Origin of the sequence: Acinetobacter sp. YH12100, from assembly GCF_013419135.1 — a bacterium.
GTDB classification, from domain to species: domain Bacteria; phylum Pseudomonadota; class Gammaproteobacteria; order Pseudomonadales; family Moraxellaceae; genus Acinetobacter; species Acinetobacter pseudolwoffii.
Genome location: NZ_VPAQ01000014.1, coordinates 18,059 through 32,585 on the forward strand (window position 1 = coordinate 18,059; position 14,527 = coordinate 32,585).

At 42.0% G+C, this 14,527-nt stretch carries 13 protein-coding genes and 1 pseudogene; 7 read left to right on the plus strand and 7 right to left on the minus strand.

Annotation, left to right across the window (positions count from 1 at the left end; translation table 11 throughout):
- Positions 1 to 72: 72 nt before the first annotated feature.
- Positions 73 to 1,776, plus strand: a complete 1,704-nt coding sequence (locus FTU40_RS10765) for a M61 family metallopeptidase (protein ID WP_180040823.1) — start codon at positions 73 to 75, stop codon at positions 1,774 to 1,776.
- Positions 1,777 to 1,843: 67 nt separating this feature from the next.
- On the opposite strand, the gene paaI is transcribed toward FTU40_RS10765, so the two are convergent.
- Positions 1,844 to 2,236, minus strand: a complete 393-nt coding sequence (gene paaI / locus FTU40_RS10770; RefSeq protein WP_180040825.1) for a hydroxyphenylacetyl-CoA thioesterase PaaI — start codon at positions 2,234 to 2,236, stop codon at positions 1,844 to 1,846.
- A gap of 168 nt (positions 2,237 to 2,404) precedes the next feature.
- Here paaI and FTU40_RS10775 point away from each other — a divergent pair, with 168 nt between their 5' ends.
- Positions 2,405 to 3,451 (plus strand): DUF2971 domain-containing protein, encoded by a 1,047-nt coding sequence (locus FTU40_RS10775; RefSeq protein ID WP_249449791.1) that lies wholly within the window; start codon positions 2,405 to 2,407, stop codon positions 3,449 to 3,451.
- Between the two features lie 26 nt (positions 3,452 to 3,477).
- Here the strand turns inward: FTU40_RS10775 and uraH are convergent, their stop codons facing one another.
- Complete coding sequence (gene uraH / locus FTU40_RS10780) at positions 3,478 to 3,873, minus strand: hydroxyisourate hydrolase (RefSeq protein ID WP_100329000.1); 396 nt, start codon at positions 3,871 to 3,873, stop codon at positions 3,478 to 3,480.
- Between the two features lie 117 nt (positions 3,874 to 3,990).
- Positions 3,991 to 4,779 carry an rRNA large subunit pseudouridine synthase E gene (locus FTU40_RS10785; RefSeq protein WP_005170277.1) on the minus strand — a complete coding sequence of 263 codons (789 nt, stop codon included), beginning with the start codon at positions 4,777 to 4,779 and terminating at the stop codon, positions 3,991 to 3,993.
- Between the two features lie 195 nt (positions 4,780 to 4,974).
- On the opposite strand from FTU40_RS10785, the pseudogene FTU40_RS15240 reads away from it, so the two are divergent.
- From FTU40_RS15240 to FTU40_RS10795, 3 genes and pseudogenes are all read left to right on the plus strand, one after another.
- Positions 4,975 to 5,138, plus strand: a pseudogene (locus tag FTU40_RS15240) (NADP-dependent isocitrate dehydrogenase); the annotation flags it as partial.
- Positions 5,139 to 5,740: 602 nt separating this feature from the next.
- Positions 5,741 to 5,869 (plus strand): hypothetical protein, encoded by a 129-nt coding sequence (locus FTU40_RS15245; protein ID WP_005170281.1) that lies wholly within the window; start codon positions 5,741 to 5,743, stop codon positions 5,867 to 5,869.
- Positions 5,870 to 6,029: 160 nt separating this feature from the next.
- Positions 6,030 to 6,575: a M23 family metallopeptidase gene (locus FTU40_RS10795; RefSeq protein WP_180040827.1), complete on the plus strand. Its 546-nt coding sequence runs from the start codon at positions 6,030 to 6,032 to the stop codon at positions 6,573 to 6,575.
- On the opposite strand, the gene FTU40_RS10800 is transcribed toward FTU40_RS10795, so the two are convergent.
- On the minus strand, positions 6,554 to 7,765 hold the full coding sequence (locus FTU40_RS10800) for a YbfB/YjiJ family MFS transporter (protein WP_180040829.1): 1,212 nt from the start codon (positions 7,763 to 7,765) through the stop codon (positions 6,554 to 6,556). The two genes, FTU40_RS10795 and FTU40_RS10800, sit on opposite strands and share 22 nt — an antisense overlap.
- A 214-nt stretch (positions 7,766 to 7,979) precedes the next feature.
- Positions 7,980 to 9,410, minus strand: a complete 1,431-nt coding sequence (locus tag FTU40_RS10805) for a pyridoxal phosphate-dependent aminotransferase (RefSeq protein WP_180040831.1) — start codon at positions 9,408 to 9,410, stop codon at positions 7,980 to 7,982.
- A 229-nt stretch (positions 9,411 to 9,639) separates the two neighbouring features.
- Between FTU40_RS10805 and msrB the strand changes: the two genes are divergently transcribed.
- Positions 9,640 to 10,059 carry a peptide-methionine (R)-S-oxide reductase MsrB gene (gene msrB, locus FTU40_RS10810; protein WP_005097408.1) on the plus strand — a complete coding sequence of 140 codons (420 nt, stop codon included), beginning with the start codon at positions 9,640 to 9,642 and terminating at the stop codon, positions 10,057 to 10,059.
- Entirely contained in the window at positions 10,056 to 10,532 is a 477-nt protein-coding gene (locus FTU40_RS10815) for a glutathione peroxidase (protein ID WP_005097407.1), read from the plus strand. Before msrB ends, FTU40_RS10815 begins: the two co-directional genes overlap by 4 nt.
- Positions 10,533 to 10,645: 113 nt before the next feature.
- Here the strand turns inward: FTU40_RS10815 and dapC are convergent, their stop codons facing one another.
- Both dapC and glnD read right to left on the minus strand, forming a co-directional pair.
- Positions 10,646 to 11,815 carry a succinyldiaminopimelate transaminase gene (dapC, locus tag FTU40_RS10820; protein ID WP_005097405.1) on the minus strand — a complete coding sequence of 390 codons (1,170 nt, stop codon included), beginning with the start codon at positions 11,813 to 11,815 and terminating at the stop codon, positions 10,646 to 10,648.
- A 23-nt stretch (positions 11,816 to 11,838) separates the two neighbouring features.
- On the minus strand, positions 11,839 to 14,505 hold the full coding sequence (gene glnD, locus FTU40_RS10825) for a [protein-PII] uridylyltransferase (RefSeq protein WP_005097404.1): 2,667 nt from the start codon (positions 14,503 to 14,505) through the stop codon (positions 11,839 to 11,841).
- Between the last annotated feature and the right edge of the window lie 22 nt (positions 14,506 to 14,527).

Genomic DNA, 14,527 nt, shown 5'->3' on the forward strand with positions numbered 1-14,527 from the left:
GCTAAACCATCTTGGCTTAAAAAATGCTAAGCTAAGCTATACCTCATTTATTTTCATTTTATATCGCCCATTATGTTGCATTATCAAATCGAATTTGACGATTATCGTCAGCACCTTATTCACGTGACTGTTCGCTTTCTGGCAGACCCGACGCAGATCTTATCATTACCGACCTGGATTCCGGGAAGTTATTTGATTCGAGAGTTTTCCAAACACATTGAGGCGGTCAAAGCTTATGATGAAGATGGACGTCAACTGCAAATCCAGAAATTTGAAAAGAACAAATGGCGTTTATTCAATACCGATCATGAGCTGATTACGGTTGAATATGATGTCTATGCCTACGACCTGTCTGTTCGTGGTGCATATGTGGATCAAAACCGTCTCTATGTCAACCCGGCCTGTGCATGCTTGGGGCTAGAAGGTCAGGAAAATAAAGAGATTGAATTAGAAATCTTCCTGCCAGATGAGTTAAAGCATTTCCAACTGGCAACCGGCATGCAATCCAAAAGTCTGGTCAAGGGCCGTTTCACCCTGAAAGCCAAAAACTATGCTGAATTGATTGATGCACCGTTTGAACTGGCAGAGCAAACCCGTTTCAGTTTTGAAGCGAATGGTATTCCGCATGAGTTTGTGGTGTCCGGCAAGCATGCGATGAATGCAGCACGTATGCAGCAGGACATTGAGAAAATCTGTAGCACAGAAATCTCCATGTTCGGTTCAGCGCCATTTGCTGACTATACTTTTATGACCATGGCAACCGGAAATAGTTATGGTGGTCTGGAACATCCAAACTCGACCAGCCTGATTTCACCGCGCGATGACTTGCCGAAGGCCAATGAGCCTGAAGAACCTTCCAAAGATTATCAGCGTTTCCTCGGCCTATGTAGCCATGAATATTTCCATTCTTGGTTGGTGAAATTTATTCGCCCTGAAAATTTTGTCAATTATGATTTGAACCGTGAAGGCTATACGTCTTTGCTGTGGATCTTTGAAGGCTTCACTTCTTATTATGATGATTTGATTTTGCTACGCAGTGGCGTGATTAATCAGGAATCATATATCAGCTTGTTAAAAGCGCAGATTGATCGTTACTTGCAGAATCCAGGTCGTGCGATTCAGTCGGTGTCTGAATCCAGTTTTGATGCCTGGGTGAAATTCTACCGTCAGGATGAAAATTCGAATAATGCCGGCACCAGCTATTACAACAAAGGTTGTTTGGTTGCATTGTGCCTAGACTTAGGTTTGCGTTTACGCGGTTCAAGTCTGGATGCCTTGATGCGCCGTTTGTATGAAAATGCACAAAAGGGTGTTCAGGTGCATGAACGTACCATCTTTGAATTATGCAAAGAGCTGACCGGTGATGATTGGTCAGAGCAGATTAATCACTTGATTAATACCACAGATGAATTGCCACTGGATCAGTTATTGCCTGAGTTTGGTATCGGTTATAACCTGAAAAATGACAAGTCATTGCCTTTCGGTTTAAAACTGGTAGATAAGCCGGAAGGTGTACTGGTTCAGTCGGCGCGTCGTGATAGTACTGCTGTAGTAGCTGGCCTTTCTGCCAATGATGTGATTATTGCCGTTGATGGTTTAAAAGCAACGATGAAGTTAATAGAAAGTTATGCAAAACAGGAAGGTGTTTATACCATGCATGCTTTTCGTCGTGACGAGCTAATGAGTTTTGACGTTCAGGCAGGCGGTTCTGAACTGACCGAAGTTGAATTGAAAATTGAAGATCAGGCTAAAGCTGAACAATGGTTGAAAGCCTGATTAAGAGTGACTCACTTAAACGACCGGTGTTGATACACCGGTTTTTTATTGTATCAAGTTTTGAAAATTATCTGATGATCAGTCGAGAGGTACCGCGGAACTCTGCCACAATTTGATCATGCTGATTTATCACCTGAATATCGTAAATTCCGCTACGGCCACTGCTGGCCCTATGTTCTGCTACAGCAGTCAATGTATCGCCAAGAACTGCCGGTTTTAAGTAATGAATTCCACAATGCTGACCAACAGCCGGATGTTCACCTGTATTACAGGCAATGGCAAATGCCGCATCTGCAAGCGCGAAAATCACTGCGCCGTTACAGGTCTGATGACCCTGTAAATGCTGTTCAGTCACCTTTAATTCGATCTTTGCATAATTGTGGTTATAAGAAACCAGATGAGCACCAAGATGCTGAATTAACCGGTCCTGATTAAACATCTGGCTGACTTGCTGATCCATTGCAAAACTCCTTTTTAGATACGTTTTATTTTAAAATATAAATTATATGAATCATAAATAGCATTGGGTAGGCAGAATGACAAGAGGGCAGAGTCAGAAATCTTATTTGCACACATAAGAAAAAGTAGGTAAAACCAATATTCAGGTATGGGTTTTTTATTGGATAAAATGAAATTATATAAATATAGATATGGTTCAAAACGTGATTTGGAAGCTTTACAGAACAATTATTTTTATGCTCCACATTCGACACAGCTGAATGATCCATCTGAGAATCTATTCAGTGAAAAAGACATTCATAAAGTATTTGAGCTGTTTCATAATATATTTAGTTTTTCGACTTCTGATATTAGGAAAGAATTTGATCAACTATGTCAAAAAGTTAGGAAGGAGGTCGGGATTTACTCTCTAAGTCGAATTCAAAAGGACGAATTGCTTTGGGCATATTATGCCGATTCACATACAGGATTCTGTATTGAATATGATTTTGAAAAGCTTGATGAACTGAGATCTATAAGTGCTGCGTTTGAGATTGATTATGCTGAACAAAGACCAGAATTGAAGTTTGATCATGTATTCAAAAATGGAGCGACAGCTGTGGAAAAATTATTGCGAGTTACAACAGGGACTAAATCTATAAAATGGCGACACGAAGAAGAGTACAGGATTTGTATCGAACCTTTTGGTAGATTTAACTATGATTATAGGGCAGTGAAAGCAATCTACTTCGGAATGAGGATGCCTAAATCAAAAATTGATCTCGTAAAAAACAATAACAAATTGCCTGATTCTTATGCAAAAGTATGCCAACAGCAAGTTATGGAAGTATTGAAAGGAAGAGGTATTAAGTATTATCAAATGAAATTAAAAGAGGATAGTTATGAGTTTGATTGTTATGAGATAGCAGATATTTATCAAAATTCTCAAAAATACAAAGACAAAGTTCATCTAATTCCAAAGAATTTGATTGACTATAATGACTATGGTCGAGGGGTTGAAAGAGGTTATTTTGATAAGGTTGCAGAAATCATTAGTAAAGAACCATATTTTTATGAGCTAAATAGTATCCATATCTCGAAGGAAGAATCGATTAAGAAAAATCAGCCTGTTATCTTCGCAGGATTTTCTTATGAAAAGAATAATTTACGCCAAATTAAAAGATATTTCACTTTGGATGAAGTCAATGAAAAATATAGCCTCTTGAATATTCGTTAAAATTTTGTGAAAACATGCCCTACATTTTAATTCCCCCGATACGTCGAATACCCATAAGAACTAAGCCGTAGCGGAATATGGTAGTGTTCCAAAGTGCCATCAATCACAAAGACCACCGGTACTTCAGGGAAGAACGTCCGTTGATTATTGGCCTTAAACCAGTCACCCGTTTTAAACGTTACTTTATAAACGCCTTTTTGTAACGCGGTGTCTTTAGGATAAAATTCTTTAATACGACCATTACTATCTGTCTTGGCTTCATTGAGCTTGACCCATTTCTCACCTTGTTGCGCTTCTAGGGTGACCGTGACATTGGAAGAAGGCAGGCCAGTTTCCTGATTAAGCACATGAACACTTAGTGGATTGGCAAAGCCAAAAGTTGAAAGGGAAGTCGCAGCTAAAGCAAAAATTATTTTTTTCATGAGACTAACATTAAAATGAATACTTATAGTTATTCTAATAGATTGAAAAATAAAAAATATTGAAGTTATGTAATAAAAAAAGCCCACCGAAGTGAGCTTGATTGAATCTATTCAAACTTAACCACGACCGCGTCCGCGACCACGAGGTGCTTTGGTATTTGGACGAGTTGTACCATTGGTACGACGTTTCGGCTTTTCGCTTTCGTCCATTTGCCAGATACGTTTGGTACCTGATTTTTTCACTGAACCATCTTTGTTCTTGCGAACCATTGGCTTACCACCCGTACCACCCGGTTTTTTCACATAAGAACGTGAACGGTATGGCTCTTCAGCAGGAACATTCTGGAAATCTGGATAAAGTAAAGGTTCAATTTCTTTGGTTTCACCCGGTTTAATATCCATACGTACAAGGTCAATATCACCAATTTTAGTACGGATTAAACGCAGTGTAGGGAAGCCCACCGCAGAGGTCATACGACGAACCTGACGGTTACGGCCTTCACAAATTGAAATCTCAACCCAAGACGTTGGGACAGATGCACGGAAACGTACAGGAGGATTACGCTCCCACAACCATTCCGGTTCAGATACTTTTTCAGCTTTGGCTGGAAGGGTCATGCCATCTTTAAGTTCCACACCTTTACGAAGCTGCTCAAGTGCTTCTTCGGTGACATCACCATCAACCTGCACCATATAGGTTTTAAACTTTTTATTGGCAGGATTGGTGATGTACTGGTTCAGACCACCGTGATCTGTTAAAAAAACCAGACCTTCTGAGTCCATGTCCAGACGACCAGCAAGACGTAAATCTTTGTCGTCGATGAAATCAGCCATGGTTTGGTGTTTTTCATCTGGGCGGAATTGGGAGAGGACGTCATAGGGTTTGTTTAAAATGACGATTTTCATAGGAAATAACTTCTATAATTACATAAACTTAAAAAATGTAGAGGCTTATTTTAAAGGGAAATTTGGTTATTTCCCGTATAAATCTCAAAAACAACGAATCTGGATTAGAATATTATGCGTTAAGAACAGTTGAAAGTATTGCCTAATTGGCAATTATTTTTAGGTTTGTCAGTAGCATTCGGAAAAATATGAAGAATAGAATATCAAAAGATCGTAGTACCTGCGGATGGTGCCAAATTACCGTTAATGCAGACCTGTCACTCAACCTAGCAAATAATCCAATTGTCCCATGTATCAAAGGGAATGAAATTGGTGCTGATATTACACCAACAATACAGGCTGTGGTAGATGTTACAGTTTAAAAGTATAGAGTAGTAAGCCCTCAAATGCTTGGATCAGATAGATATCGAATCTGTCAGAAGTAAAAAAGGTTATTAAGTTAATCAAAGAGAAAAAATGGACATGACTAGAATCACCTTGAACTAAATTGTGCGTTAAACATGAACTACTAGAAAGAAGTCCTGACCTGATCATAAAGAAGATTTTAGCTATAAAAATAGCCAAAGAGCGAACATTCACGCAGTCTTGCGCTGGAGGTCAAGCGCAAGACTGCGAGCTTTTTTTGAATTTGATCATCCTACTATTGCAGATATACTTAACTCATTAAAGCCTGATTCTCCTAATTAAAACCTATATTAATCGCAGGTTTCTCAGGGGGATTAAATTTTCTTAAATTCTGATTGATAAACGCCCAAAAGTTAAAATGAGTATCAAGCTGCAACTTTGCGTAAAGATTGTAGTGAGCCAGAACAGGATTTGTTCTGAGTTGAATCACTTAGCCAACCTATTATTACATTGACGCATTTGGATACAGCTCGATGATTGGCATATTTTCCAAAAACGTTAGAGTGATCAATGGAACTTCCAGTGATAGAGACGTTTCTCCGAAGGAGTACATAATATGGCCAAATCTAAAGCGAAACATAAGCAGGTCCAACAAAAGGACAAGCAGGACAGCGCTCAGAATGAAGAGCAACAACAGCAACAGCAACAACCAGCCAAACCCTCCCGTGCAAAAAAACGTAAGTAATTCCTAGCTACCTTCCATAACAACGCCCTTACATAAGGGCGTTGTTATATCATTGATTTTATAAAAATATCATTCAAAAAATTACAAGATTACGACTTTAAATTGTGCTGTTCTGCTTAAGATAAAAACCATCTTTCTAAAATAAGTGCGAATAATATTGGTGAAATTTTTTCAGATTTTAAGCTTAATTTTATCTGTATGCTTTGTCTTGACCGCCTGTCAGCCACCACCTTCAGGTGAAGCAGCAGGATGGAAAAGTCCTTATCTTTATTGGCAACTGAAAAAGACTCAATTAGAAGCACCGTTACAGATTCCGGTCGAAGGTATTACAGTCCGTCAAATTAATGATACGTGGGGAGCCGCGCGCAGTGCAGGCCGTAAACATGAAGGGACAGATATTTTTGCTCGACGTGGCACACCTGTCTTAAGTGCCACCCAAGGGATTGTACGTAAAATTGGCACCAATAATCTGGGTGGGAAAGTTATCTGGGTGACAGGGCCTGATATGAGTCAGCATTACTATGCGCATCTGAATGATTATGCTGAGCATATTCAGGAAGGCGACTGGGTGGAAGCGGGCGAAGTGATTGCCTATGTCGGCAATACTGGAAATGCCAAAAATACTCCGCCACATCTACATTACGGGATTTATCTGAGCGGGCAAGGGACGACCAATCCATATCCTTATTTCGTGCCTTCTCCTTGAGCAGAAACTGGATGGGGTTGTGTTTCAGGAGTGAATCTGGCAGGACGGGTACACCAGAATAATTGTAATGTTCCTAATAAAAGAACAAATGCAGCTAATATGAACTGTTGATGATAGCTCAAGCCAAAATATTGCAGCGCACTAAAACTGAGTCCGCCAATCAGCTGAACAGAGGCGAAACACAAGGTGGCAATGCTCCAGAGTTTTTTATACGCCAGCCCATACAGTTGCAAAATGGTATAAGAGGTCAGGAAGACCACAGCAGGGTTTAGCATGCCGGTCAAAAAGGAAGAGCTCAACGTGAGCAATGCTTGGCCCTCTAGAGTCGCAATAAAAATAGCCACAATATAAAGACTATAAAGAATTTTCAGGGCAGCAAAGTTACCGAATTTTCTGGCCAGTGCATAAGCACTGAAGGCACCTAAAGCACTACCAAATCCATAAAGAATCCAGTTGAAGTTAATCCAGAACAAGCTCAATTCCAACTGCTGGCTTAAATAATCAATCCAGAAGAGCGAATGCGGTATATAGGCAAAGGCGCTACACGCGTAGACAGCCAGTAAGCTATAAAAGACGCTATTCAAAGATATCTTGGAGGTAGTCGAAGGTGCTTGTACGGACAAATAAGGCTTAAATTTTTGGATAAGTCCACTTAAACATAGACAAATGAGCAGGGCAAAGCCACATAAGATCAGCCAGGCAGTCTGTATGGAAATCTGATCCAGATAAGGCAGAAACAGGGTTGCAATTAATACACCTAATCCGATTCCGCTAAAACCGATAAAGTTGATTTTAAGACGATCCTGAAGCTCACAGCACTGCGCGACTACACTCGGCGATAAGATCATCATCAGCCCGCCGCTGATTCCTGAAATCACGCGCCAGACGATATACCAAACTTCAGAGAAACCAGAAAATGCACAGCACATCAGACTGAACATACCGGCAAAAGCTGAAATTTGAATATACCTGCTCATACTGCGGTCTTGAGGCAGACGCATGGCGGTATAGGCACCAATTAAATAGCCCAGTAAATTGGCACTGCCCAAAAGCCCGGCAAAATCTGTACTCCAGCCAAAGGCTTCTCGTGTACCCGGTAACAGCGCAGTATAAGAGAAACGAAGAATGCCAATCCCCAAGCACATACTAAGGCAGAGAAACAGGCTGAGTTTAATTGTGTGTGAGGACATCCGTGTACTCATAAAGTTTTATATTTGGTTAAAAAATAACATGAATCTTCGTGATTAAGGAGAAATCACTTGATAAGAAACCGTTGAGTGCAGGAATTTGTGCTTCAGGAAGTCTTTGTACTTTTTAAAATGTTATAAGTCGAAACTTTGAATATGGAGAGAAATAAAAAACCGCATTCAGAAATGCGGTTTTTTATGTTGTCTATTTCAGGAATTAACGCATCTTGGCCAGGAAACGGCCAACACGGGTAAGGGCTTCACGCAGTTCATTTTCAGCCGGCAGGAACACCACACGAAAATGATCCGGTGTCGGCCAGTTAAAGCCTGTACCTTGAACCAGAAGTACTTTCTCGGCACGTAACAAGTCCAGCATCAGCTTTTCATCGTCCTGAATTGGATAAACGTTCGGATCCAGTTTCGGGAAGCAATACATCGCACCCTCAGGCTTGACACAGGACACCCCAGGAATCTCGTTTAGCATTTCCCAAGCGATATTACGCTGTTCATACAAACGGCCACCCGGACGAATCAGGTCATTAATGGACTGATAGCCGCCCAGCGCAGTCTGAATTGCATATTGCGCCTGATGGTTGGCACACAGGCGCATAGATGCCAGCATGTCCAGACCTTCGATATAGTCTGCTGCACGTGTTTTATTGCCGGTAATGGCCATCCAGCCAGAACGGAAGCCAGCAATACGATAAGCCTTTGATAAACCGTTAAATGATACACAAATCTGATCACCTGCCAAGGCAGCTACAGCGACATGCTCGATACCGTCATAGATGATTTTGTCATAGATTTCGTCAGCAAATAAAATCAGGTCATACTTCTTGGCCAAGTCCACGATCTGTTGCAAGACATGACGCGGATAAACCGAACCGGTCGGGTTGTTTGGATTAATAATCACAATACCACGGGTATTTGGCGTGATTTTACTTTCCATATCGACAATGTCTGGATACCAGTGATTTTCTTCATCACATTTATAATGAATCGCCGTACCGCCAGACAGATTGACTGCCGCAGTCCAGAGTGGATAATCTGGCATTGGAATCAGCATTTCATCGCCATCATCCAATAAACCCTGCATGGCCATGACAATCAGTTCAGAGACACCATTACCGATATACACATCATTGACGTGCATATCCAGAATGCCTTTTTGCTGGTAATACTGGCAGATCGCCTTACGTGCCGGGAAAATCCCTTTAGAATCTGTATAGCCAATGGCATTTGGCAGATTTAAAGCCACATCATTGATGATTTCTTGTGGTGCTTCAAAACCGAATGGGGCGGGGTTGCCGATATTCAGTTTGATAATCTTATGACCCGCTTCTTCCATCTCGATGGCCGCTCGTAACACAGGCCCGCGAATGTCGTAGCAAACATGCTCGAGCTTAGACGATTTCTTAATTTCGCGAGGGGTTTGGAGAGTGTTCGGCATTTTGATGTTCTCGGAAAGAGTGGAGGTCACTTTTGCATAACGGTATAAATAACTTTTAAATGTCTCAGTTGTTACCAGATCGAGATGATGTTCATCTCTGAGTAAAGCAACAATTCTTTCATGGGTAAATCCTAGCTGTTGATACTGTTTGATCACAGGAAGTAAATTCTGAAAAATTACGCTCTTTTTTTGCGACATTTTTTAATCCTGAGCAAGAATATGACTAAGCTTAACACTAAATTTGCTCACAAAAAAGCATTTAGTACATAAGTTGCTTACTTTGTTTCTGCATATTTGCTTACTTTTTGCTTTTTTGGCTATTATAGGTCTTTTGTAAATTGTTAAATAAACACTAGAATTTTTAAATTGAATCACGTAAATATAGGATTATCCTATTTTAAATAGCAAGATAAAAAGGTACGCAATCATGGGAAAACTCAATAAAACAGACAGAGAATGGCAAAGAGAGTTATCACCTGAAGAGTTCCGTATTACACGCCAAAAGGGAACCGAACCCGCATTTACCGGGAAATACTGGAATACCAAACAAGATGGTGTTTACGTATGTCGCTGTTGTGGTGAACCTTTATTTACTTCAGAAACCAAATTTGACAGTGGTTGTGGCTGGCCAAGCTTTTACCGTCCCCTGAGCAGTTCAGTCATAGAAGAATTACCTGATACTTCACACGGGATGGTCAGAACTGAAATTGTTTGTCATCATTGTGACGCACATTTAGGGCATGTTTTCCCTGATGGTCCAGAACCGACGGGCTTACGTTATTGTGTAAACTCGGCTTCTTTAGAATTAGAAACACAAGAAAAAAATGATGAGGAAACCTATCCATGACCAGCATTTATCAGTTTGAAGCTGAATTGTTAGATGGTAAAAGCAAACAGCTTGCAGATTATGAAGGCAAGGTACTTTTAATCGTGAATACAGCAAGTAAATGTGGCTTTACCCCACAATTCTCAGGATTAGAGAAGCTTTACGAGAAATATAAAGATCAAGGTCTGGAGGTCTTAGGATTTCCATGCAACCAGTTTGGCGGTCAGGATCCAGGTTCCAATGAACAGATTGGTGAGTTTTGCCAGAAAAATTACGGGGTATCTTTCCCGATGTTTTCCAAAGTGGATGTTAAAGGCCCTGAAGCGCATGCCATCTTCCGTTATTTGACCAATAATTCCAAAGGTATTTTAGGAAATGGGATTAAATGGAACTTTACCAAGTTTCTGATTGGACGTGATGGTAAGGTTTTGAGCCGTTTTGCACCGACGACCAAGCCTGAAGATCTTGAAGTTGAAATCGAAAAAGTACTCTAAACTTTATTTTGAGACATGAAAGAATTTTTGAGTGCTGGATTAAAATTGATCGTATTGCATTTTTATAAAAAAACCACTGTATTTACAGTGGTTTTTTTGATTATGACTTAAATCTAGAGAATCGCTTTTAGACGTTGAATGACTTGTTCACATTGTGCCAGATCAGCAACCAGAGCTAAACGTACATGATTTTCACCCGGATTACCTTGTTCAGTATTACGAGACAGATAACGGCCCGGCAGAACTTTAATATGGGCTTTTTCCATCAGCATTTTGGCAAAGGCTTCATCATTGTCGACTTTGAGCCAGTAGTAGAAACCGGCATCCGGTTTTTTCAGTGGCAGCAGGTGACCGAGTTCTTGCTGGAACAAATCAAATTTGGCGCGGTATTGCACCCGGTTGTCTTCCACATGGGCTTCATCGTTCCAGGCAGCAATAGAAGCCAGTTGGTGCTGTACCGGCATCGCTGCACCGTGATAAGTACGATACTGCAAATACGGTTTTAGTAAAGTTGCGTCACCGGCGACAAAACCTGAACGCATGCCCGGCAGGTTGGAACGTTTAGACAGCGAGTGGAATACCACACAGTTTTTATAGTCATCACGACCGATTTCAGCACAAACTTCCAGTAAACCTACAGGTGCCTGATCAAACCACAGCTCCGAATAGCATTCGTCTGAAGCAATCACAAAGTTATATTGATCCGACAGGGCAATCAGTTTTTTAAACTGTTCTTTAGACAGCACTGCACCGGTTGGATTGCCCGGAGTACAGACAAATAACAGTGCCGTTTTTTCCCAGACTTCTGCCGGAACAGCATCAAAATCACCAAGGTAGTTATTTTCTTCAGTACAGTTGATGAAATATGGTTTTGCACCTGCGAGCAGTGTTGCACCTTCATAAATCTGATAAAACGGATTCGGCATCACCACATAAGGTGCCTCTTCACGATTTACCAAAGCCTGTACAAACGAGAAAATCGCTTCACGCGTACCAGAAACAGGCAGGATATTGCTGTCTGCACTGATGCTATTTAGCTTAAAGCGGCGGCTTAACCAGTTGGCAATACTTTCACGTAGTTCGGGAAGACCTTTACTGTTGGGATAAGTCGATAAATGTTTAAAGTTATCAATAATCGCCTGTTTCACAAACTCCGGTGCAGGATGCTTTGGTTCGCCAATCGACAGGGGAATTAATGGCATATTTGCAGGCTGGATATCCGCAAAAAGCCGATTTAACTTTTCAAAGGGATAAGGGTGCAATAAAGACAAGCTAGAGTTCATGAAATATGTTACCGAGCAGAGTGTTAGTGTTGACCGCTGACCTGATGCGAAGCCTCATCCAGGGCAGCTTTAAGTGCAGCTGCAAATTCTTGAGACTCAGTCGGGCTCATCGGGATGCCATTTTTTTTGGTGACAAAGAAAATATCTTCAGCACGTTCGCCAAGTGTGGCAATTTTGGCAGAGTGGATATCCAGCCCTTGCATCATAAATAAACCGCCAATTTTGGCAAGTAAACCAGGATGATCCAGAGTCGCAATTTCGACCATATTCTGATCCAGAGCCGCATTCATCGTAATATCGACTGTATTTTCAATATCGAAATGACGGAGTTGACGCGGAATCCGGCGTTGCATCAGGCCCGGATATTCATCTGAATGGCTTAATGCGTCTTTCAGGGCTTCAATGACTGTGGCTTCCCGTTCAGGGTCGGTGAGTAAGGTACCAAAGCGATCCAGCACCACATAGGTATCCAGACTAAAAGCTTTGGTCGCGGTAATAATCCGCGCATCTTGAACATCCAGATTCATACGATCCAGAATGGCAACTGTGGTCGCAAACAGGTTCGGTTTATCCTGAGTATAAATAAAGATCTGTACCGCATCCTGAGCATATTTTCGATGCGCCCGCATCAGCACCAAAGGCGCAGGATTATCGCCATGTTGTAAAATGGCGCGGGTATGCCAGGCAATTTCATCCGCGGTTTCTTTCAGGAAATAATCATCACCCAGTTCCTGCCAGACTTTTTCAACATCATAGAGCGAGAAATGCTCGACCAGACGTTCACTGGCTTCAAACTTGGTGTCTTCAATCAGCATCTGATAATCGACCGGACGGCCGAGACCAGAACGGATCACATCACGCGCCTGAGTATAGAGCTGACGCATCAAGGATGCGCGCCAGGTATTCCAGAGCTTGGGATTGGTGGCATTGATATCAGCAACTGTCAGGGTATACAGATAATCCAGATGCTCCATATCGCCCATTTTTTCTGCGAATTCTTTGACCACATCCGGGTCGGAAATATCTTTTTTCTGCGCAGTCACAGACATCACCAGATGATTCTGGATCAGCCAGGCCACCAGATTACTTTCGCGTTCGGTAAAGCCATGGCTACGGCAGAATTTAATGGCATCGGCTGCTCCAAGCTCACTATGATCACCGCCACGACCTTTGGCAATATCATGAAAAAGAGCTGCCAGATATACAATGTCACGACGGGTCAGGCGCTGGAACACTGAACTGACCACAGGAAATTCCTTGGCAAATTCAGGTGCTTTAAAGCGATTTAAATTGCGTAGCAACAATAAGGTATGTGCATCGACCGTATAGATATGGAACAGGTCATATTGCATTAGGCCCAGAATTTGCCCAAAGGCCGGGATGTAATTACCCAGTACGCCATAACGCTTCATCGTCACCAGGGTGTCGTAGAGTCGATGCGGTGAGCGGATAATCGCCATAAACAGCGCCTGATGCACCGGATTATCACGAAAATCCTGATCAATGCGTTTTCCTGCCAAGGTCAGCAGGCGTAAGGTACGCGCACGAATGCCCTGAATTTCAGGACGATTGGCCAACAGGTAGAAAATTTCCAGAATCGCGCTTGGATTTTCCGAGAAAATCTTGTGATGCTGAACTGCTAACTTGCCATCGACCAGTTTGAAATTTTCATTAATTTCCTCAATCTGGCGTTCATATTGCGGTAAACGTGGGGTAATCACAGATTCATTGAAGTAGGCCAACAGCATTTCATTGAGTGTAGAGACTTGCTGTGCGCTGCGATAATAGCGCTTCATGAACTGTTCGATCGGATAGTTCGGATGATGCGCCTCATCACGCACATAGCCGAATTTAGCCGCAATATCACGCTGATAATCGAACAATAAGCGGTTTTCGTCACGCTTGGTCAGGCGGTGCAGGTGATGGCGAATCTCCCAGAGAAAACTTTCAGCTTCTTCGAGCACACCCAGTTCAAATTCTGAAATAAAACCCAGATGTACCAGATCATAAATCCGGTTGACGCGGAAATGTCGTTTGGCAATCCAGCCGATTTGGTTGATGTCGCGGATACCGCCCGGTGCATTTTTAATATCCGGTTCCAGATTGCTTTCGGTATTGTTGTGCTGAGCATAGCGTTTATGCTGCTCATCCATTTTGGCATCAAAGAAGGTTTTATCGGTCCAGGTGCGTGACACGATGCGCCGTGGCCATTTGCACAGGTTCTCATTGCCAATAATCAGGCGTGCTTCGATTAGCGTAGTGGCAACGGTGAGATCACTACTGGCCTGACTGACACAATCATTGATGGTACGCACGCTGATCCCCGGTTTGAAATTACCGACATCCCAGAGTAATGAAATGAAGGTAGAAATCAGCTGTTCCTGCTCTGGACTAATCTCGTCTTCTGACAGGATCATGAGGTCGACATCAGAATAAGGCAGCATTTCACGGCGACCATAACCTCCGACAGCAAACAGGGCCAAATCGGTTTGATCCAGTTCGGCATATTTCCAGAGAAATTGCAGTGCTTCATCAATCAGATTGGAACGTGCCAGAATAATATCCCGAATCGACTGTCCATTTTCAAAACTCTCCTGTAGCTGATTTTCGACATCACTACGCCATTGATTGATGGCTTTAATGTCATGGTTACTTTTAATGTAATTCAGCAGAGGTAAGGTATTGATCATGAACAGTGGTCCGTTGGTATTT

Bases quoted from the DNA above. Each gene is read 5' to 3' on its own strand.
- FTU40_RS10765 (WP_180040823.1), top strand. From the start codon at position 73: ATGTTGCATTATCAAATCGAATTTGACGATTATCGTCAGCACCTTATT.
- paaI (WP_180040825.1), bottom strand. From the start codon at position 2,236: ATGGATCAGCAAGTCAGCCAGATGTTTAATCAGGACCGGTTAATTCAG.
- FTU40_RS10775 (WP_249449791.1), top strand. From the start codon at position 2,405: ATGAAATTATATAAATATAGATATGGTTCAAAACGTGATTTGGAAGCT.
- uraH (WP_100329000.1), bottom strand. From the start codon at position 3,873: ATGAAAAAAATAATTTTTGCTTTAGCTGCGACTTCCCTTTCAACTTTT.
- FTU40_RS10785 (WP_005170277.1), bottom strand. From the start codon at position 4,779: ATGAAAATCGTCATTTTAAACAAACCCTATGACGTCCTCTCCCAATTC.
- FTU40_RS15245 (WP_005170281.1), top strand. From the start codon at position 5,741: ATGGCCAAATCTAAAGCGAAACATAAGCAGGTCCAACAAAAGGACAAG.
- FTU40_RS10800 (WP_180040829.1), bottom strand. From the start codon at position 7,765: ATGTCCTCACACACAATTAAACTCAGCCTGTTTCTCTGCCTTAGTATG.
- FTU40_RS10805 (WP_180040831.1), bottom strand. From the start codon at position 9,410: ATGTCGCAAAAAAAGAGCGTAATTTTTCAGAATTTACTTCCTGTGATC.
- msrB (WP_005097408.1), top strand. From the start codon at position 9,640: ATGGGAAAACTCAATAAAACAGACAGAGAATGGCAAAGAGAGTTATCA.
- FTU40_RS10815 (WP_005097407.1), top strand. From the start codon at position 10,056: ATGACCAGCATTTATCAGTTTGAAGCTGAATTGTTAGATGGTAAAAGC.
- dapC (WP_005097405.1), bottom strand. From the start codon at position 11,815: ATGAACTCTAGCTTGTCTTTATTGCACCCTTATCCCTTTGAAAAGTTA.
- glnD (WP_005097404.1), bottom strand. From the start codon at position 14,505: ATGATCAATACCTTACCTCTGCTGAATTACATTAAAAGTAACCATGAC.